General features: G+C 41.2%; 13 protein-coding genes. 2 read left to right on the forward strand and 11 right to left on the reverse strand.

Going from position 1 to position 21,035, the window contains the following annotated elements:
• Positions 1-15: 15 nt before the first annotated feature.
• From HW278_RS09485 to HW278_RS09500, 4 genes are all read right to left on the reverse strand, one after another.
• On the reverse strand, positions 16-4,146 hold the full coding sequence (locus HW278_RS09485; protein ID WP_178977652.1) for a response regulator: 4,131 nt from the start codon (positions 4,144-4,146) through the stop codon (positions 16-18).
• A 273-nt stretch (positions 4,147-4,419) separates the two neighbouring features.
• The gene (locus HW278_RS09490) at positions 4,420-5,520 is read right to left on the reverse strand and encodes a DUF5017 domain-containing protein (protein ID WP_178977653.1); all 1,101 of its coding nucleotides are present in this window, start codon (positions 5,518-5,520) and stop codon (positions 4,420-4,422) included.
• An 87-nt stretch (positions 5,521-5,607) separates the two neighbouring features.
• A complete protein-coding gene (locus HW278_RS09495) occupies positions 5,608-7,413 on the reverse strand; it encodes a RagB/SusD family nutrient uptake outer membrane protein (protein WP_178977654.1) in 1,806 nt (601 codons plus the stop codon).
• Positions 7,414-7,425: 12 nt separating this feature from the next.
• Complete coding sequence (locus HW278_RS09500; protein WP_178977655.1) at positions 7,426-10,491, reverse strand: SusC/RagA family TonB-linked outer membrane protein; 3,066 nt, start codon at positions 10,489-10,491, stop codon at positions 7,426-7,428.
• A 670-nt stretch (positions 10,492-11,161) separates the two neighbouring features.
• On the opposite strand from HW278_RS09500, the gene HW278_RS09505 reads away from it, so the two are divergent.
• On the forward strand, positions 11,162-11,308 hold the full coding sequence (locus tag HW278_RS09505) for a hypothetical protein (protein ID WP_178977656.1): 147 nt from the start codon (positions 11,162-11,164) through the stop codon (positions 11,306-11,308).
• A gap of 95 nt (positions 11,309-11,403) precedes the next feature.
• Here the strand turns inward: HW278_RS09505 and HW278_RS09510 are convergent, their stop codons facing one another.
• From HW278_RS09510 to HW278_RS09540, 7 genes are all read right to left on the reverse strand, one after another.
• Positions 11,404-13,722, reverse strand: coding sequence for a penicillin-binding protein 1A (locus tag HW278_RS09510; protein WP_048748083.1), 2,319 nt, complete (start codon positions 13,720-13,722; stop codon positions 11,404-11,406).
• A gap of 29 nt (positions 13,723-13,751) precedes the next feature.
• Positions 13,752-14,240, reverse strand: coding sequence for a gliding motility lipoprotein GldH (locus HW278_RS09515; RefSeq protein WP_009409915.1), 489 nt, complete (start codon positions 14,238-14,240; stop codon positions 13,752-13,754).
• Positions 14,227-15,537, reverse strand: a complete 1,311-nt coding sequence (locus HW278_RS09520) for a stage 0 sporulation family protein (protein ID WP_178978002.1) — start codon at positions 15,535-15,537, stop codon at positions 14,227-14,229. Before HW278_RS09520 ends, HW278_RS09515 begins: the two co-directional genes overlap by 14 nt.
• A gap of 226 nt (positions 15,538-15,763) precedes the next feature.
• A complete protein-coding gene (locus tag HW278_RS09525) occupies positions 15,764-16,447 on the reverse strand; it encodes a uroporphyrinogen-III synthase (RefSeq protein WP_178977657.1) in 684 nt (227 codons plus the stop codon).
• A 57-nt stretch (positions 16,448-16,504) separates the two neighbouring features.
• The gene (locus HW278_RS09530) at positions 16,505-18,049 is read right to left on the reverse strand and encodes a ribonuclease E/G (RefSeq protein WP_002670818.1); all 1,545 of its coding nucleotides are present in this window, start codon (positions 18,047-18,049) and stop codon (positions 16,505-16,507) included.
• Positions 18,050-18,236: 187 nt separating this feature from the next.
• The gene (locus tag HW278_RS09535; protein WP_002670816.1) at positions 18,237-18,551 is read right to left on the reverse strand and encodes an HU family DNA-binding protein; all 315 of its coding nucleotides are present in this window, start codon (positions 18,549-18,551) and stop codon (positions 18,237-18,239) included.
• Between the two features lie 228 nt (positions 18,552-18,779).
• On the reverse strand, positions 18,780-20,009 hold the full coding sequence (locus HW278_RS09540) for a 3-phosphoshikimate 1-carboxyvinyltransferase (RefSeq protein WP_178977658.1): 1,230 nt from the start codon (positions 20,007-20,009) through the stop codon (positions 18,780-18,782).
• Positions 20,010-20,558: 549 nt separating this feature from the next.
• On the opposite strand from HW278_RS09540, the gene HW278_RS12730 reads away from it, so the two are divergent.
• A complete protein-coding gene (locus HW278_RS12730; protein ID WP_255493817.1) occupies positions 20,559-20,708 on the forward strand; it encodes a phosphinothricin acetyltransferase in 150 nt (49 codons plus the stop codon).
• Positions 20,709-21,035 lie beyond the last annotated feature (327 nt).

The raw sequence follows: 21,035 nt of genomic DNA on the forward strand, positions 1-21,035 counted from the left end.
TTAGCCGTTAACTTTTTACCTCTTACCTAAAATAAATTCTGAGGGTGATACCCCAAATTGTTCTTTAAAAGCTCTTGTGAAATACGACGGACTATCGATTCCTACTTCGTAACACACTTCACTGATGAGTTTATCGGTAGTTTTAAGCAGTTCGGCAGCTTTGTCTAAGCGTATTTTGCGAATGTAGTTCGCCAAGGTAAGCTCGGTAGCTTGTTTGACAAAGCTGTACAACTTAGTGCGGTTTATACCGAGTTCAAGGCAGAGGTTATCTACCGAGAAATGTGGGTTTTGCATATTGGTCACTACCAAATGAGTGAGCTTGTCTAACTGTTCTTGTTGTTTTTTATCAATCACTTTCTGACGGATATTCTCAATAGGAGCGTGTTGTTTGCTCTTGTTGAGCAAGTTGCGCACATTGGTTTTGAGCAGTTTCACATCAAAAGGTTTTGTAAGGTAGGCATCAGCACCTAACTCAATTCCTTCTATCTGCGACTCTATTTGCGATTTCGCCGTGAGCAATATCACAGGGATAAAGCACGTTTGCAGGTTCTTTTTCAGGATAGCACAGAGCTCAAATCCGTCAATTTTAGGCATCATCACATCCGATATGACCAAATTAGGAAAATGCTGATTACACTTCTCAATCGCTTGTTCGCCGTCGGAGGCGAGAATGATGTTGTACTCTTTGATAAAGATGTTTTTGAGTATCATCAGTACCTCGTGATTGTCGTCTACTAAAAGCAAGGTAGGTTTATCTTCTTGGGGCAAATTTAACATTTCGTCCTCTTCTTCGCCTATGTGTTCATACTCAACCGCATAGTCCGATAAGTATTCTTTCAGCTGAAAAGCACTGTCCTGCAACTTCTGTTCGGGCAATAAGTAACTGTCGTCCATAGGGAAGGTGATGATGACTTCGGTACCTACATTGGGCTTACTGCTAATGATAATCCCACCGCGATGCGCTTCAACTAATGATTTTACCAAAGAAAGCCCGATGCCCGAACCTACTCTTTTTTGTCCTTGTCCCTCTACACGGTGGAAGCGTTCAAAGATTTCGGATAAGGCATTCTTCTCCAACCCTACGCCTTCATCTTGCACTTTTACCACCAACTGTTTGCCTGGCAAGGTATGCGCAGTGTTCTCAAAGGCGCTCTTGTAGAGCGGTGTGAGCTCGCTCAAATTCTCTACCGAAATCGATAAGCGTATAGTGCTTCCCGCATTGGAGTACCTAATAGCATTGGAAAGAATATTCGAAAGTATCTTGCTAAAATACTTCTCATCTAACCACAACTTTACTTCTTGTTCAGGTAGTGTTAATTGCAACGTTATAGCCACTTGGCTTGCCCACTCCTTAAACTCGTTGTAAATGGCTTGCACATAGCTATTTGCCGAAATGTAATTGGCTTTTAGCTGAGGTGTATATACGTCCATACGGTGTATCTCAAGCAGTTCGTTTACCATATTGCTGAGCTTACCCGTATTGCGTTTGAGGGTATGCACATACTTATTGGAAGGCATTTCCTCTTCCATTTCACTTACTGCGTGGCTCATTAGGGTAAGTGGTGTACGGAACTCGTGTGAGACGTCTGTAAAGAACTGCATTTTCATCTGCATTAGCTCTTCTTTATGTCGCTCTTTTTCCTCTTGTACAGCTATGGTATGCTTCATTTGCGTCCATCGCATAAAGTACCTAAAACCTATGTACAGCAAGCCTGCAAGGGCAAGTGCATAGAGGGTGTACGCCCACCACGTAAGCCAAAAAGGAGGCTTGGAGACCACTGTAAGCTCGGTCTGCGCTCCGCTCCACTGTTGCCAATCGCCTACCTCTACTAATAGTTTGTAAGTACCATAAGGGAGCTTTTGGTAAGTGGCGTGTGGGGCAGGGTCATTCACGGCTATATAGTGCCAATCAGTGTCGTAATCCTCTAATTTATAACGGTAGCGCAATCGCTGAGGTGCATTGTATGACAAAGTGGTGAAGTACACCGAAAAATCGTTGTTCGGGTACGCTATCGAAAGCGCATCGGTAAACTCTATAGACGAATTGACTACTTTGCCGTTGTTTTCAAACCTGCTAAAATGTACTCTTAGGTGAGCTGACGAAAACATCTGCGCTTGTGGTTTGAAATAGTTAAAGCCGTGTGAGCCCCCAAAGTACAGATTCCCCTCAGCATCTTTGCAAGAGGAAGCCGTCCCGAAACTGTGTCCTTGCAAGCCATCGTTGTTGCTGAAAGCCGCAAAACGTTTTAGTTTTGTATCAAAGAAACTCAAGTAAAAGCCTCCACACCACACATTGCCAAAAGCATCTACTTCCACACTTTCAATATCGTTAGAGGTTGCCCCTTCTTCTATGCCGTAATGTTCGGCAGTATAAGTGAGTTTGCCATTAGCGTTATCAGTGAGAACCACCTTGTTGAGTCCGCTACCCATAGTACCTATCCAATAAGTATCTTTGTCTTTATCAATTGCCCAAAGATAATTACTACTCAGGCTGTGCGGGGTTTTAGCGTCGGCAGCGTATTTGAGCACACGCACTACCTCGCCTTTGGCATTGAGTTGCAATCTGTTTAAGCCCATTACCGAGGTTATCACCAGTTCGTTCTTAGCCTTATCCACATATATTTTGTGGAGCTTGTTAGTAGATAACCTACGAGGTTCAGGCGTTGTTTCGGTAAAGGTGTAGACGTTTTGCCATTGTCCTTTTTGCTCTTCAAAGCACTCCAATCCTGAATAGGTAGTAATCCACAAACGGTGAAAGGTATCGAGCTTGATATCAAATATATAATCGTTGCACTGTGTTGCAAACGAACCGATAATGCGTCGGCTTTGCTTGTCTATCACCCATACCCGTTCGCGAACCGATACGTACAAGTGTGCTTTATCGCTCTGAATACTCGTAACGTTAGGCGAAAGCTCAGGAGCATTGCAATAGTGCTCGTCTAACTGCTGGCTCTGGGTGTGAAACCTAATCACTCCGCCGAACTTATTGCCTATATACACATAGCCATCGGGGTCGTAGTGCATCGTGCTTACAAACTCCGAACCCACTTTGCTCTGGGGTTTTATCCATACCGTCTTGAAAAACGCATCGCGCGTACTGCTGTACGATACACCATTAGACCAAGCCGATACCCACAAATTGCTCTCCTTGTCTAAGAACACACTGTTGATATGATTGCTTGCCGAATACGGATTCAAAGGCGAGTGACTGTGTTCTTTCAGCAGAGAAAGACTGTTTTTATCCAACTGAAAGATACTTTCTTCATTCACTATCCACACGTATTGCCCGCTCAGTGTAAGAGAAAGCAAATGTTTGTTCAGGTCAAATTCCTTTTTAGCGACTATCGCATAGGTGTTATCGGGCTTACAGGCGTACTTCACTAAGCTATCTCGATAAATCACCCACAAGTAGCCATCGGCATAGAGCATCTTTACGATACCCGAACCTATGTTGTTCACCTTTTCAGGTAGGGCTTTTAGTCTGCCCTTGTCACGAACGTAAGCCGATAACCAAGGGAACCCCGAAAGCCACACTTCTCCTTTTTCGCTCACTGCTATTTGCGGATTGAGTTGCGAAGTAGTGAGTTGTGAGACAGAGCCAATAGGCAATGTTTTCAGCGTAAGTGCCTTCTCGCGCTGATTCCACACTACCTTAGCACGCCTAATTTGGTTTTCGCTCAAAAGCCAAAGTTCATTGTTTGTGCCTTTTTGTAAGAGTTTTACTTTGGTATAGAAAGCCAAATCAAGAGGGTCGTCTATTTTGAAATTGACAAACTGTTTCAGCCGAATATCAAAACAAGCTACTCCTGCTTCGGTAGCTACCCAAAGGTAACGCCCCATAGGTTGCAAGCTGTACACACGGTTGTAGTACACCGAGTTGATAGGGTCTTGCTCGTACTTGTAGGCATCAAGAGTATAGCCATCGAAACGGTTCAGCCCTCTATGAGTACCTAACCAAATAAAGCCCAACGAATCCTGAGCAATGCAAGTAACGTTGTCGTGCAACAGACCTTCATTGCGCGTAAGATGGTGGAAAAGGAAAGTTTCTTGCGCTTGTGTTCTCACCACCACCCCCTCTGTGAAAGCGATAGGAAAGAGAAAATGCCACAACAGCAGGATTCGCAGGAGCTTTATCGTTCTGTTCATTTGTTAAAATCTCATTTAGAGGGCAAAGATATAAAATCCTTATCAAAAGCTCAAAATACCCAAATCTAAAAACTGATAAGTAACCTTCATTTCTTCATCTTAGATTCGCCTTACCTTCATCGTAGATTCGCCTTTTGTTCGTCATTCCTTCGTCTTTTGTTCGTTGTAGACCCACTGTAGACCCACTGTAGAGCCACTGTAGACCCACTCTTCGTTCACCTTTCTTTCGTCTTTTCTTTACCCTATTCGTACAGATTACACCTCATCACTATCCTATGGGGTCACCGTAATTTTGATAGTGCGGTATTCAGTGTTGTACTTGTACTCGTCAGCACTTACAGTTCCTACATCAGTTTTATAGCCGTCTTTTGAATAGCTTTTAAAACCACTGCTACTGCCCACTACCACTACCTCATAAGTTCCTGCTTTGTCATACGTATGAGTGTATTTGGTCACACCAGAATCATCGGTAATGGTAATACCTTTTCCTGTATCGAAAGCCTTATAGTCAATAGCTCCAAAGTTAGCCGATTCAACAAAATAATCGCCTATATAGCCAATGCCAGCACCCACGGTAGTAAACAGAATCTGAATATAAGAAAGCGTTGCCATTTTTTTGTTTACAGCACTTTCCCACGCTGAAATGGTACGACCAATATCAAAAGTGTAATCGGTATACTCAGTTTTGGGTTCTACAAATAAATCCCAAACGGTTTCTTTTTTGAAAGTGACTGCTGTTTCTCCTTCAGCAATTCCTCCTAAGAATATCACGATAGGGAACTTTGTTTCTTCGGGGTGTTCGCTTTCGTCATTAGTACTCTTCAAAGTAGTTGTCGCAAACTTCATTCTTAAAGTCATCTTCTTGTCGCTTCCTACTTTGGTGTTTACATTAAGGCGCAAAGCTTCATACCACCAGTTAGGGTGTTTGGCATTCACTTTCACTACATTTTTACCTATGGTAGCATCGGTTACTACTTCGGCTTGACTGCCAACTAAGTTATCACCGCTATTGGCGTTGCGCACTTCAAAAGCGCCATTGGCTAAAGTAGTGCTCCCTACTTGTGTAGAAGTAAAGTCTACTTTGTAAGGTTTCACATCAGGGTCGGTAGGGCGATAGTTTTTACCTTGTAATTCCTCTGAAGTCTTCCCTTTGAGTACATTGTCTATACTCTTTTGGTAATCGTGCCCTTCATCACCGGTGTAAATAGCCAAAGCATTTACATTATGATGAATAGTAAAAGTTACGGGTTCGCCTACCTTCACTTGGGTTTTATCAGCTGTTACTGATAGGTCTACGTCTTCAGGTTTATCCTTAGTACAAGCACCCAAAGCCGTGAGTAGCAACCCGCTAATGAGTAATATATGTGTTTTCATTTGTTTGTGTGTTAAATTGTTAGTTCTTTTTCAACTTTGCCAAAGTTTCAAACTTTGGCAAAGTTTTGCGACACTCTCATTGGCTATTTAGTATCCAGGATTTTGAGTTAAATTCTTATTTGCGTCCAATTCGCTAAGCGGAATAGGTAACAATTGGTGATAAGGGCGAACATTCTCAGGCGCAGCAGGTGCTGGAATACGACGCTCTTCCCCACTGATAAACGGATTGTTGATACGCCAGTTTTGGAAAGCTTGTACCAAAATGCCACGGCGTACGAGGTCACACCAGCGGTCGGTGGTTTCTCCTACAAGCTCGCGAGCCCGTTCATTTAAGATTTCAGTGCGGAAAGCGGTATAATCATCGCTGTAATGTTTAGCTGTCCACATAGCAGTACCTGCATAGTCATAACCATAAGAGGAGGTTTTCCAATCGGGTACTACGGTGTTTACATCGTTGATATGGGTTTTATCCAAATCACGAGGCAATACATCGCGGTGTACGATGCGTCCGCCTGCTTTATTAGAGATACGAGCGCGTTTACGCACTAAATTCACCGCATCGTAAGCGCTTTGCACGTTGGTGCCATTCATTGTTAAAGAAGACGAGGGTGTGTAAGCCCCAGGTGAATGGTTTACCTCGTTATAAGCCTCTGCATAGATGAGGAGTACATCAGCAAAGCGAAGTAACGGTTCATCCATACCAAAGTTCTTGTAGTTATACGAAGAGGTATCAGCTAGTGGGAAACGGCGGAACTTACCGATACTCCACATTACCCAGTTATTGTTTTCGGTAGCCTTACTAAGAGGTTGGTCTACACGGGTATCTTTGTAAATATTGTAGTCCCAACCCCATAACTTACCATTGTCGAGTACTTGCACACGTGGGCAGTTCCACAACCTGCGAATAGAGTCAGAGGGTTCATAAATCATACGGTGATAATCGGAGCTAGAAATATTATCCCAAGAACCTCCTAAGTTTTCATTACCTCTCATTCCGTAAAGCATTCCTGTGAGTGTACCGGTATCGTCACCTGTAAGACCTTGTACGCACCAAATAACTTCTTTTGGAGCTTCGCTTATTTTGGTTTTAGCGTTGAATACATCAGGATAGTATTCTACTAATTGGTAGCGACCGCCTTGTATGACCTCTTTGGCATAGTTCATTGCTTTGGTGTAGTTTTCAGTAGCCGAACCAAGCACTTCACGTCCGTCGCGTTGTGCTACTGAGGCAAGCCACAAGTGTACTTTAGCTAAGAAACCGCGACAAGCATCTTTGGTAATACGTCCGTATTGGTAACCATTGCCTGTATCGCCTTTTTCGGCTACGTGAGCCATTGCATAAGTAAAGTCGGCAATGATTTGCTCAAACACTTGCTTTTGTGGGGTACGAGATACTTTGAGGTCGTTGAGTGATTGGGTTTCTTTTAGTACCAAAGGCACATCGCCAAACCAACGCACCAAATCGAAGTACAAGTAAGCGCGTACACCACGAGCTTCGGCTACATAGCGTTCCCAGTTATTGATGCGACCTTGGTGTTCGGTTACATTATCGATTACCGAGTTGCAGTTCTTAATGGCAGCATAGTGTTGTTGCCACATTTGGGTAATATAATCGTTGTCTGACCCAAACTTGTAGTTGCGCAAGCCTCCCCCTTCGTCCCAATCGGCGCGTTTAGCAAGGTCGGTACTGATTTGTTTAGTGCCGTGTCCTGTAACATACACATCGGTGAGGTAACGGTAAGTACCGTTCATCGCTTGGCGAGCATCCAATTCATTTTCATAGAAAAATTGAGATGTAGGGGTGCTCTTGGGGGTTTCTTCCAAGAACTTGCCACAACTGCTCAATCCGAGGCTTGCCCCTATTGCTATAATGGTGGTAATATGTAATTTCATAATCTATATCTTTTAAAAACCAACTTCTACTGAGAATAAAACCGATGTGGGTCGTGGATACGGACTCATATCGAGACCTGGGGCTAAGCGGGCAATAGTTCCATAGCCCGTATTGGCTTCGGGGTCAAACCCTGAATAGCGCGTCCAAAGTGCAAGATTAGTACCGGTAACGCCTACACGTAATTTGTTAAGTTTGTAAGGCTCTAACACTTCTTTAGGCAAGTTGTAACTAAGAGTAACAGTTTGCAAACGCAAGAAAGAACCGTCTTCTACCAAGTCGCTGCGGAAAGCATTTTCAGCCCAGAAACCACCTCCAAAGAGCGGGAAGTTACGGTCGGGGTGTGCTTCCGACCACACGTTGTTGTAAACACTCTGTGTGATATTGTCGATATTCTTAGTACCTGTGAGGTAGTAAGCATTACCGTTTACTACATCGTTGCCATACGACCAACGCAAGAAAGCGTATAATTCCCAACCTTTATATGAGAAAGTGTTGCCTATACCACCCGTGTGCAATGGGTTTACATCGGCTACGGGTACACGGTCGTTAGTATCGATTACACCATCGTGGTTGATGTCTTTCACACGCAAACCTCCTAAAGCTACGTTAGGCCCTGGCTGAGCGTTATCCACTTCGTTTTGGTTGTGGAATACACCATCGGCTACATAACCGTAGTAAATACCTACCGGCATACCTACACGCAAGAGCACATCGCTTTTGATTTTGGAGTTGATACCTCGGTCGTAAAATTGTTGATACTGACCTTCGTCTAATGAAAGGATTTTGTTTCGGTAGAAAGAAATATTGAAATCGGTTGTCCATTTGAAATCGCCTTCACGCAACCATTGTGCATTGAAGCTCACTTCGAGACCTTTGTTTTCCATTGAACCTGCATTCTTCCACGCTTTTTGGAATCCCGAAGTAGAAGGGATATTCACTTCCAAAAGCATATCGTCTATGCGTTTGTAATACAATTCAGTAGAAAAGGTATAGCGGTTTTTGAGGAAGGACAAATCTAAACCGATATTGTATTGTTTTTGGCTTTCCCATTTGAGGTTGTCGTTAGCAATATTGCTGGTATAACGACCGATTTCCACTTTGTTACCGTCTAATACTACTTTGTTTTTAGCAAGTTGTGCTAAAGATTGGTAAGACGGGATTTGGTTGTTACCTGTCATACCAAAACTACCGCGCAAACGCAAATTGGAAATAGCTTCTATTTTCTTGATAAAGTCTTCTTCGTGAGCATTCCAAGCCAAAGAAATAGCAGGGAAATAACCGTATTTGTTGTTCTTACCAAATTTAGAAGAACCATCGGCACGCAAAGAAGCATTAAGCACATACTTGTTGTTATAACTATAAGTAGCCCTACTGATGTACGATACCAATTGGTTGCCATCATAAGTGTACAAAGGCGCATAGGTTACTAACCCTTGGTTGATACCCCAAATGCCTTGTTTGGTATCCTCGAAGTTAGTAGACTTATTGTAAGTATAATCTGTCCAATACTTATTGGCTTCAAAAGCACCCATTATAGAAAAATAGTGCTTATTGATGCTCTTAGAGTATTGCAAACGGGCTTCATATACCCAGCTGTTCTCATTGCGATGAGAGAGCTCCATACGTCCGCGTTCTGACTGTCCGAACCAAGTGTCAGGCCCCCAAAAACGGTCTTGACCAATAGTGTGTAAACGGTAAGAAGCACTGGTGTTAAAAGTCAAATCTTTAAGCAGTTGATAGCTGAGATATACATTGGCGTTGAGCTCGTTGTATTTGGTATTGATATCCACTTGGTCTACTGCTACCTTAGGGCTCATCGTACGGATATTAGGATAGCTCATCAGGGTACCAAAACCAGGGTAGTCTAAGAAAGGAGAAGTTTGCAAAGCTTTGAGAACCACTCCATTTTGAGACCAATCACTTACGGGATTTTTATCCTTAGAAACGGCGTATGAGAGGTTGATACCTGCATTCATCTTATCGTTAATCTTCTGTGAGAGGTTGAGACGTGAAGTAAAGCGATTGAAAGCAGAACGCTTGATAAGTCCTTCTTGGTTCATATAGCCCACTGAAAGCATATAGCGGGTTTGGTCGGTACCACCCGTGATACTACCGTTAGCTTCGTTTTTAGTACCTGTTTGGGTAACTTCTTTCAGCCAATCTTTTACAGCAGGGTGATTCCAGCCTTTTTCGGCAATCATTCGTTGCCAAAAGTCTATTTGAGGTTGATTGCCCCAAGTGCCATAATCGAGCATTTTGTGAGCATAATCTTCAGCATTGAGCACCTTCAAAGGGATATTAGGCATCATTTCAATAGAACTTGCATAACTGAAGTTAAATTTAGGTTTAGCGAGTTCCTTACCTTTTTTGGTGGTGATAAGCACTACCCCATTAGAACCGTTAGACCCGTAGATAGCTGCTGCGGCGGCATCTTTGAGGATTTCCATTGACTCAATGTCGTTAGGGTTTAAACTGAGTAGCGGATTGGTAGCCACATCTTCATTGGTATTGGTTACCCTTTGGGTAGGCATAGGCACCCCATCAATAACAAAGAGCGGTTGCGTACCTCCTGTAATGGAGTTCACCCCGCGAATTCTAAATGTGAGTCCGCTGGAAGCAGAACCATCGGAAGAGATGATTTGCACCCCACTCACTTTACCTTGCAACGCTTGCAATACCTGCGATGGACTGCTTTGGGCAATATCTGCCATCTTCACCGAAGCTACTGCCGTAGAGATATCGCTTTTGCGCTGTGTACCGTACCCTACAAGCACTACCTCATCAATCTGAGTGACCTCAGGTTCGAGAGATACATTGAAAGTACGTGTTTTACCTACGGCTATGGTTTTGGAGCGATAGCCCATAAAGCTCACTACTATTTTATCGGTAGGAGCTACACTTAGGGAGAAACGCCCTTCAAAATCAGTAGCCGTACCTGAATGTGCGTGCTCTACAGCAACGCTTGCACCAGGGAGGGGTTGTTTGTTTTCATCGGTAACTACCCCCGTAATAGTTACTTTTTGCGCCAGCATTGGGATACTGAACAGCAAAATACAAATGCTAATGATGCTTTTCATTATATAAAATTTAAAGTTTTTTCTTTGGGACAAAATTAAGGGATACTTAACAAAAAGCACTTTACTTATTGTACATTTTTCTTTACTAAAAGTTATTTTTCTGGTAAAAACGTAAGTAATCAATAAGTTAACGTGAGCTCAACGTAAGAAATATCGTAGTATTTATGTTACGAAAAATATACAGAATAGAAGCACAAGGACTTTATAAAAGGAAATAAAAAGGAATTATAAGTAACTGGAAAAAGTGTTTTTTGGTTGAAAAGAGCTTGGGTTAGCTTATAGAGAGCTTATAGAGAGCTTATAGGAAGCTTATACGAATCTTGGAAGATTGGTATAGAAAGGGTATATAAGTAGTTGATTAATACTATAATATAACGATTAAAAACTGCTAAAAATGAGGTTTCGAGGCGAAAGAAAGAGGAATAGGCAATAGGCCTTAGGCCATAGGCAATAGGGGGGAGTATGACGGAAAAGGGGGAATGTAGCGACGGAGAAGGGAAGAAATGACGGTGCGAGCCACACAGACGGATAAAATTAGTAAATGAGTTAATTAGCAAATTAGCAAATGGGGGCGGGAGAATTAAATAATGTAGATTTAGAGAGCTTATAGAAAAGACGAACAAAGAATGAACAAAGAACGAACAATGAGTGGCTCTACAGTGGCTCTACAGTGGCTCTACAGTGGCTCTACAGTGGCTCTACAGTGGCTCTACAACGAATAAAAGACGAAGGAATGATGAACAATGAACAAAGAAAAGACGAACAAATGATGAACAAAAGACGAAGAAAAAGTGAAGGTAAGTTAAAGTTAAGATAGGGATAAGAAGAAAGTTCGGTTGTATTTATCAATGCAAAAAAAATGGGATACCCACGCAAAACCGAAGGTATCCCTTTTTTTTATATATTTAATGATTAAAAATCGATAGAGGTATCGTCTTCTCCAGAGTCTTCTTCTTTCTCCTTGCTACAATCTATTTGGATTTGTACATTCTGAGGAGCAGGGAATGCTGCTTTGGAAACAGCTAAGTCAGCATCGGCATAACACTTTTTCATATAGTATCCCCAAATAGGTAGAGCCATTGTAGCCCCTTGTCCATAAGCCATACTACGGAAGTGTACTGCACGGTCTTCGCCCCCTACCCATACGCCTGTTACAAGATTAGGCACCATTGCGACAAACCAACCATCGCTGTTGTTTTGGGTAGTACCGGTTTTACCAGCTATGGCATTGGTAAATTGGTAAGGATAGCCAGTCATCACATTTTTATATACAGCGTTGTAACTATCAGCTCCTTTGGTGCGTAATCTCGCCCCTGAACCGTAGCGAGTAACACCTTCCAAAAGATTTACTACGGCGCGAGCTACTTCGGCATTTACTACATCGTGAGTTTCAGGAGTATTTTCGAAGAGTACTGTACCGTTTTTATCTTCAATACGGGTAATCAGTACAGGTTTTACATATACGCCTTCATTGGCAAAAGTACCGTAAGCACCTACCATTTGGAAAACAGTGGCATCGGCAGTACCTAAGGCGATAGAAGGAGCTTGAGGCATATTGGAAGTAATCCCTAACTTTTTCACTAAGTTAATGACAGGAAGAGGACCTACTTTATCCATTAAATTCACCGTAATAGAGTTCACAGAGTTTGCTAATGCATATTTGAGAGTCATCATCTTACCGGTAAAGTTACCTGTGGAGTTACGCGGGCACCACGCTTGCAGGTTACCATATTTATGGGCTTCTACACAAGTTTGTATATCGGGTAGCTCTAAACAAGGAGAATAGTGGAGCTGGTCAATAGCTGTGGCATAAACAAAAGGTTTGAAGGTAGACCCAGTTTGGCGAGCTCCTTGTATGACTTGGTCGTACTGGAAATGTTTGTAGTTAATACCACCAACCCAAGCCTTGATATGCCCTGTTTGGGGTTCCATAGACATCATTCCTGTGCGCAAAAAAGCCTTGTAGTACAGTATAGAATCGCGAGGAGTCATTACAGTGTCTTTCTCACCTTTCCAACTGAATACGCGCATATCGGTCTTTTTATAGAAAGAGTCGCGGATTTCCTTTTCGGAATAGCCTAAATACTTTAAGTGAGCCCAGCGATTAGAGTTTTTCATTGCCTTTTCAATTAGGGCTGCGTACTCATCTTTTGAGACCTTCACGAAAGGGAACATAGGGTTCTTCTTAGGGTTATTTTCGGCGTCGAAAGCCTTTTGTAGTCGTTGCATATGAGCTTTAACGGCAGCCTCAGCGTAGGCTTGCATCTTAGAATCGATAGTAGTGTAGACTTTTAGTCCATCGAGATATAAGTTGTGCTTGGTACCGTCTGGCTTAGGATTGTTTTCAATCCAAGTTTTCATATAAGTGCGCAAGTATTCGCGGAAATAGGTAGCCAAGCCGTCGTTATGGCTCTCAGGGGTGAATTTAATTTTTAAAGGCAGTTTTTGCAGAGAGTCTTTTTCCTCTTGAGTAATGTAATTGTTCTTTGCCATTTGGGCAAGTACTACATTACGCCTATTGGTGACGCCTACTTTATTTTTCACTGGATTATAAAGAGCGGAGTTTTTAAACATTCCGACTAGCATTGCCCCCTCTTCTATTTTAAGGTTTTTAGGTTCTTTATCGAAGTAAATTTTGGCAGCTGAGCGTATACCATCGGCATTGTTATTAAAGTCGTAGACATTAAAGTACATTGCCAATATTTCTTCTTTGGTATATTGTTTCTCGAGACGAGTAGCAATGACCCATTCTTTTATCTTTTGAGTATAGCGTCCTAAGCCTCTTTTCTTTTCTTTATGAAAGAGCTGTTTAGCCAACTGTTGGGTAATAGTTGAAGCTCCTCCTCTGCTACCAAAGAATACCATTGCACGCAAGGTGCCACGTACATCGATGCCTGAATGCTCATAAAAGCGTTCGTCCTCGGTAGCAATAAGCGCATCGACTAATGATTTGGGCAAATCTTTAAACTTAATAGGAGTACGATTCTCGTCTAAATAGAATTTTCCTAAGGATTTACCATCGGCGGTAATTATTTCGGTAGCCAAATTGGTTTCGGGATTTTCTAAGTGTTTGAAGTCAGGCATCTCGCCTAATAGTCCCAAAGACGCTGATAAGAACAGCAACATAATTGCTACAATTCCACCAGCAAAGATGTACCAAAACCATTTTACGACGGGGCTTATACCCTTTTTGGTTTGACTATTGTTTTCTGTGTCGTTTGTTTTTTTCATATCTTATTTATCAGTTTATCAATGAAAGTTTACTTTCTGTTTTTTACTTCCTCAACTCTTAATCCTACTTCAGTAATTCCTTTGAGCACAGGTACGCCGTTGTTATCTCCTATTTTTCGCATTGCTTGTTCTATTTTTATGAGATATTTACCTTTAGTAGGGAATGTGAAATTCTCTTTATACCACAATTTACTCTCTTTTACGGCTGAATAGCCATAGCCTAACCATTTACCTTCGGGGGTAGCCATTTCGTACTCCAAAGTGTCTACAATTACTTTATTACTGTTAGGCAATTCCATTTTAGTAATGAGAAACAGATTGCTGAACTCATAATGTTCGTCATTTCGGAGCATTATAAAAAGGTTCTTCTTTGCTACTGTGTCGTTTTCTTCTAATTCAAAAAACATAGGTTTATGCTGTTCCCAACCATTGGGTAGGGAAACATATTGGCTATATTCCACCCCACTATGGCAAGAAATAAGCAAGGTAAAGAAGGTTAGCAGGCTAAGAATTCTCATCTTTTGGTGTATTGTCGTTATTATTAACTTTTTGTTTGTTTTTATAATTAGGGTTCTTTTTGTTATTCCCATTGGTATAATGAGTATTTTTAGGTTTCGCTTGTGGCTTTTGAGCTTGTTTTTCGTTTGCTACTTCTGCATTGTTATTGTTTTTCTTAGCTCCTTGATTGGACTGTGATTTCAGTTGTTTAGAGGAGTTATTATTGTTACTTTGAGCAGATTTAGCATTCTTTTGACCTCCTTTATTGTCCTTTTTATTGTTGCGTTTGTTCTTTTTGCGCTTAGGAGTATCGAAACGGGTGATGCTATCTTCTTCTACTGGAGCGAGTTCAATGCCCTCATATACTGAGGTACTTTTACGAGAAGACAAATCGGTTACAATGGCGTATTCTTCGAGTTCCTCGATAGGTTCGCCGTTTTTATTGATTTCTAAGATTTCTTTTACACTATCTACAGATAGTTTGTGCCAAGTAATAGGGTTTTCATCATAAGTGAACCACATTAATCGCTTAAAGATGTCTATCTTTTGACAAGTAGCCATACCGCGTTGTGTATGGAGTTTTGTATCGGTTCTTGGGAAGTCTTGCAGAGCATCTAAATAAGTATCGAGCTCAAAGTTCAAGCAACATTTTAGCTTACCACATTGTCCTGCTAATTTCTGTGGATTTAAAGAGAGTTGCTGATAGCGGGCAGCGGAAGTAGAAACACTTCTAAAATCGGTAAGCCAAGTAGAGCAACATAATTCGCGCCCACAAGAGCCTATACCGCCCAAGCGAGCTGCCTCTTGACGGAAACCTATCTGGCGCATTTCTATACGCACTGAAAAGGCTTTTGCCATATCCTTAATGAGTTGGCGAAAATCTACGCGTCCTTCAGCTGTATAATAGAAAGTAGCCTTAGAGCCATCTCCTTGAAATTCGACATCTGAGATTTTCATTTCGAGTCCTAAGGCAATAGCCAGCTCGCGTGATTGTTTTTGTACTTCAATCTCTTTGGCACGTGACTGTTGCCACACATCTATATCGTGCTGATTGGCTTTGCGGTATACGCGGGGCAACTCGCCTTCCCAATCTATTTTTCGCTTCTTCATTTGCGAACGCACCAACTCACCTGTGAGCGTTACCACCCCCACATCGTGACCTGAGGGAGCTTCGGTAGCTACGACATCTCCCATTTGCAGAGGGAGCTTGTCGACATTGCGGAAGTATTCCTTTCGACTGTTTTTAAAACGTACTTCCACGCAGTCGAAAAACTCTTGTCCACCAGCTAATTGAGTATTAGCAAGCCAATCGAACACTGAGAGTTTTACACTCCCAAAGCTACTGGCTCGACAGTTGGATATACACCCTTTTTTTGTATGATTGATTGTGCAACTATTGCAACTCATTTTCCTGTTTATTATGTTAATAGTGTTTAGGTAGCATACTACCTCAATCGGCAAAAATACAAAAAAATATAATTAGAGCAACAATGTTTAGTGATTATTTTCTTTATTTTTAGGATTATTACCCTAATATAGTCTGTTATTTTAGGTTTATAGACAGTATTTCTAAAAGAGATTTTACAGTAGGAATTGGAGGGAGGATTATATTTTCAGTTTGGTTTTTTAATCTGTTTTTTACGGCTTCGGCGGTAGTTTTACCTATACAAAATATCTGTTGTTCAGCGGTAAGGGTATTGCGCGAGCAGTAGCTTTCTACTCCCGACGGACTGTAAAAGAGAATAGCACTTGCGTTTTCTTTTATCTCAATAGGAGTATATTCAGTTTTATAAGCGGTGATTTCTTTTACTTTTAAATTGTTTTCAACAAAGAAGTTGGGGAGGGTATTAAGGCGTTGAGTACCTGCAAAGAATGCGATAGAGGTAAGTTTTTTTAAGGAAGTTAAGTTTTGCTGTAAATGTTGAACCAAATCAGAGGCATAGTGGGCAAAATGCAATACATTAAAACCGTTTTGAGTGAGTAGTTGTTGAGTTTGCTCACCTACACAAAGAACAGGAGTCTCTTTTAAGGTAGTTGCCAAAGGGTGTTGTGATAGGCTCTTCACTGCATTTTGACTGGTAACAATGAGCAAATCGTAGGGTGGTGTGAGGCTCATTGTTATAGAACTTACAGTGATAAAGTTGTGTTCGATAAGGTGTATAGGAAGAACTGAAAGGATTGCTTTCTGTTCTTGGGATAAGACTTTTGTAGAGACGATGGTTTTCATATTTGTTATTTAATAAAAAAACTCGGTGAGTATTGCTACGCACCGAGTTTGGTAAAGTTAAAGAGGGGTTCCTTCGTTGGTTTTGAAGCGATACTCTAAATAAGTATAGGCATCGCGCGGTAGGATTTTTATCCATCGCTTGTATTTCAAGAACCACTTGAAACGGATAGAGCTAAATAGCCCTTTGGTTAAATAAGCTGCTATGAAAGGGTGCGCATTTAGCACGATACGTCCTTTATAGGCTTCCTCCTTAATAATGCTTTCAAGTTCTATATTGATTTTATCAATTAGAACGATAGGCGCTTCGATTTCGCCTTCTTTGCTTGGATTCTCTTCTTTTGTTTTGATGTTTAGTTCTTGGCGCACTCGCTGGCGTGTGATTTGTATCAGACCGAACTTGCTAGGAGGCAAGATTTTGTGTTTAGCACGGTCTTCGGCCATTTCATTGCGCAAGTGATCGAATAATACACGGCGGTTTTCGCTATTGCCCATATCGATAAAATCGACGACGATGATACCACCCATATCGCGCAATCGGAGTTGTCGTGCGATTTCGGTAGCAGCGATGAGGTTTACGGATAGAGCGGTGGTTTCTTGGTCGTTATTTTTATTGGAATGGTTGCCACTGTTTACGTCTATCACGTGTAAGGCTTCGGTGTGTTCTATTACGAGGTAAGCTCCTTTTGGCATCGATACGGTGCGACCGAAAGCCGTTTTGATTTGTCGTTCGATATGGAACTTTTCGAATATAGGCACTGATGAGTGATAGAGTTTTACGATATTCTCTTTCTCAGGAGCAATTTCTTGTACGTATTTTTTTATCTGTTCATAGAGTTGCTCATTATCTACGTGAATACCTGTAAAGGAATCGTTGAACATATCGCGGAGGATAGCCCCCGTTTTGTTCACTTCACTCATTACCTTAGAGGGAAAAACCGCTTTTTGAATTTTTCGGCACATCAAAACCCAACGATTGAAGAGACTTTGCAAATCCTTGTCGAGTTCCGCTACTTTTTTACCTTCGGCTACGGTGCGTACAATCACACCAAAACCTTTGGGTTTAATGCCTTGCAAGAGTTTACGCAAGCGTTCTTTCTCGGCTTTACCTTCTATTTTCTGAGAGATAGAAATACGGTCAGAAAAGGGAACCAACACGAGGTAACGACCTGCGATAGAGAGTTCAGAGCTGATACGAGGACCTTTGGTGGAGATAGGTTCTTTTACTATCTGTACCAGTATAGGTTGATTAGGTTTAAGTGTTTCGGCTACAGAACCATTTTTATCGATATCGGGTTCTAAGGGAAAATCTTTAAGAGAAAAGTCTTTTAGTTTTCCAGAGATTACCCATTTAAGGAACTTCAGTAGAGAAGCTAATTGAGGGCCTAAGTCGTGATAATGCAAGAAGGCGTCTTTTTCGTGACCTACGTTTACAAAAGCTGCATTGAGCCCCTGTATAGGTTTGCGCACCTTAGCGAGCATTATATCTCCTACTCCTAAGCCGTTAGTATCTTCTTCTTTATGAAGTTCGATGAGCCTACCGTCTCTGAGCAAAGCAAAATCTACGTAAGAGGAACCAGAACGAATGATTAATTCTTTGTCCACTTTGTTGGATTTTAGTTAAACAATACTACTTTAAAGAGAAAAAGTAGTTAAAAACTACTTTTTCTTTTTGTGGCGATTAGCTCTCGCTCTTTTTTTGCGTTTGTGGTTAGCCACTTTATGTCTTTTTCTTTTTTTTCCGCTTGGCATAACTTAATTATTTAATATATTGTGATTTATTAATACAATGTTATTTTTTCGCTTTTTTATCAGTTTTAGCTACTTTTACCTTAGCTTTAACTCCTTCAACGAATACTTTTGCAGGTTTAAAGGCAGGAATGTTATGAGCGGGAATTTTCAAAGTGGTATTCTTAGAGATGTTGCGTCCAGTTTTTTCAGCTCTAGTTTTGATAATAAAGCTACCGAAGCCTCTAAGATATACGTTTTGACCACTTTCTAATGTGTTGATTACTTCGTTCATAAAGTTTTCAACCGTTAGTTGAACGTCGTTTTTATCAAGACCCAACTTGTCGGAAATCTTTGATACAATTTCTGCTTTTGTCATCTTTATATTGTTTTTATTAATAATATTCTCTAAATCCTTTCAGCGTGCAAAGGTACAAATTAATTATTTAATAAACACTATGTTAGAACAACTTTTTTTATTTTTTATTTTTTAGTGTCTGATAATTAGTTGTTTAAAACACTGTTTTCTAATATTTTACGATTAAAATATATTTTTGTTGTATCGCGGTAGATTTTTATGTTACTGATTGAAAATAAGTTTTAATGATTATCTTTTAACTGTAAGCTGGGCTACATCGTGCCAAAAAGAGGGATAGGATTTGCTCACGACTTCTTTATCGGCTATTTCGAGGGTAGTTTTTAGCATTAAAGGTGTGAAAGCCATTGCCATTCGATGGTCGTTATAGGTAGCAATGCTAATGCCAGAGCACAAGTGTGAGCAAGGTGCTAAATGCAAGCTATCGTGAGTAATACTTACTTCTGCTCCTAACTTTCTCAGTTCGGTTTGTAGTGCTTGAAGGCGGTCGGTTTCTTTGATTTTAAGAGTGTGTAAGCCTGTTAAATGGCACTCTAAGCCCATTGCTACACAAGTAACGGCTATGGTTTGTGCTATATCGGGGGTGGCATTTAGGTTATACTCGAAACGCTTTTGCTGAGGTTCAGCTACTTTTTCAATAGTTAATTCATTACCTTTGAATGAGGAGTGCACTCCAAAAAACTCATAAATAGTTTTTAAGGCACTATCGCCTTGCAGGCTATGAGGCTTAAAATAGGACAATGAAAGGGTGGTGCCTATGGGCGATAAAGCAACAAAAGCATACCAATAGGAGGCGGAAGACCAATCGGATTCTACTTCCCAACTGTTATGTAGTAAGTTTTTTCCTTTCATTGTGTTTACCTTTATAGTATTAGCTTTGAACGACACTTGCTCTTGTCCTATGCAATGAGCTAAGAGATTGGTAGTCATTTTTAAGTAAGGCAGAGAGGTAACTTCGCCTTCCAAATGCAAGGTGAGTCCGTTAGGCAAAGCAGGAGCAATAAGCAATAAAGCTGAGCTGTACTGACTGCTGACGTCACCTTGGATATGTATTTCGTTGTTAGTAAGCTTTTTGCCTCTTATATATATAGGTGGAAATCCTTCTTTTTCAGTATATGTAATATCGGCACCTAACTGTTGTAATGCATTTACTAATAGGTGTATAGGTCTTTCTTTCATTCGGGGGGAACCTGTGAGGAGCACTTCTTTGCCCTGCTGTATTGCAAAATAAGCGGTGAGAAAGCGCATTGCAGTACCTGCGTGATGAATGTCTACAACTTCTGTGTGAGAGCTAAGAGCTTGTTGTAGCAGTAGGGTATCATCGGCAGTGGAGAGGTTTCGCACAGTGAGTTCAGGGAAGAGCGCTTGCAATATAAGTGCTCTATTGCTTTCGGACTTGGAGCCTGAGAGCAACAAATGTTTTCCTGACTGTAATATGGAATGAGGTAATTGTATGTTCATAAGGTAAAAGGTAAAAGGTAAAAGGTAAAAAGTTAATGGTTAATGGTTAATGGTTAATGGGTGTTTAATAGGGTGCAAAGGTAGGGAATAATGCTGATAAAACCAAAAATGCTGATAATACTAATAATAATACTGATAATTAACTTTGGCAAAGGTGCGAGCCACACAGGCAGTGTGAGCCACACAGGCTGTTGAATTAGCAAATTTGGAGAGTTGAGGGATTCGGAAGGAAACGGAAAAGTTCGGAAGGGAGTTGAGAGGAATTTTGGTGAGAAAAGGCTGTTAGGAAGGTGGGGTTAGCTTATAGAGAGCTTATAGGAAGCTTATACGAATCTTGGACGATTGGTATAGAAAGGGTGTATAAGTAGTTGATTCATAATATAATACAACAATGCAAAAAACGGTAAAAAGAGGGTTTCGAGACGAAAGAAAGAGGAATTAATGACGAGGGACGAATGACGAATGATGAAGGTAATGTGGTGAAAACATCTCCCTATTCACATACTCCGCTCTCGCGGACTTCCGTTCAAAGGGGAAATGTGGTGAGTTATTTATTGGGTAAGCCCCCGAACCCCCGAAGGGGGACAAGCTGGAAAAGGTGACAAACCTCCCCTTTTACACATACTCCGCTCTCGCAGTGCACATACCCAGCTATTGCTGGCTACTTTGGAGAGGGGAAATGTAGTGACGGGAAAGTAAAGAAATGACGAATAGCGAGGGACGAATGGTGAAGGTAATGTGAGGGTGTAACACGACGGGTAGAGACGAGCTGTACGGACAATTAGTAGAGAATTGGTAGAAGGGTAGTGGAGAAAATAGTTCTTTTGTACACTCAGATTTGTGGGATAAGTAGCACTTGTGAGATGAATTTGATGGTTGAATTGAGGTTAAGATAAAAATAAGATGAAGAGAAGGGGAGGAGATGACATTGTGTAGGAGGGGTTGAACTGAGGAGTAGTAGTGTGTAAAAAGTTACATATTTACACATTTTGTGTATAACTACACACTTTGTACACAGGTTACGCA

Origin of the sequence: Capnocytophaga sp. oral taxon 902 (assembly GCF_013394735.1) — a bacterium.
GTDB classification, from domain to species: domain Bacteria; phylum Bacteroidota; class Bacteroidia; order Flavobacteriales; family Flavobacteriaceae; genus Capnocytophaga; species Capnocytophaga ochracea.

Excerpts from the sequence above, each read along its gene's own strand:
- HW278_RS09485 (WP_178977652.1), bottom strand. The coding sequence starts at position 4,146 with ATGAACAGAACGATAAAGCTCCTGCGAATCCTGCTGTTGTGGCATTTT.
- HW278_RS09490 (WP_178977653.1), bottom strand. The coding sequence starts at position 5,520 with ATGAAAACACATATATTACTCATTAGCGGGTTGCTACTCACGGCTTTG.
- HW278_RS09495 (WP_178977654.1), bottom strand. The coding sequence starts at position 7,413 with ATGAAATTACATATTACCACCATTATAGCAATAGGGGCAAGCCTCGGA.
- HW278_RS09500 (WP_178977655.1), bottom strand. The coding sequence starts at position 10,491 with ATGAAAAGCATCATTAGCATTTGTATTTTGCTGTTCAGTATCCCAATG.
- HW278_RS09510 (WP_048748083.1), bottom strand. The coding sequence starts at position 13,722 with ATGAAAAAAACAAACGACACAGAAAACAATAGTCAAACCAAAAAGGGT.
- HW278_RS09515 (WP_009409915.1), bottom strand. The coding sequence starts at position 14,240 with ATGAGAATTCTTAGCCTGCTAACCTTCTTTACCTTGCTTATTTCTTGC.
- HW278_RS09525 (WP_178977657.1), bottom strand. The coding sequence starts at position 16,447 with ATGAAAACCATCGTCTCTACAAAAGTCTTATCCCAAGAACAGAAAGCA.
- HW278_RS09535 (WP_002670816.1), bottom strand. The coding sequence starts at position 18,551 with ATGACAAAAGCAGAAATTGTATCAAAGATTTCCGACAAGTTGGGTCTT.
- HW278_RS09540 (WP_178977658.1), bottom strand. The coding sequence starts at position 20,009 with ATGAACATACAATTACCTCATTCCATATTACAGTCAGGAAAACATTTG.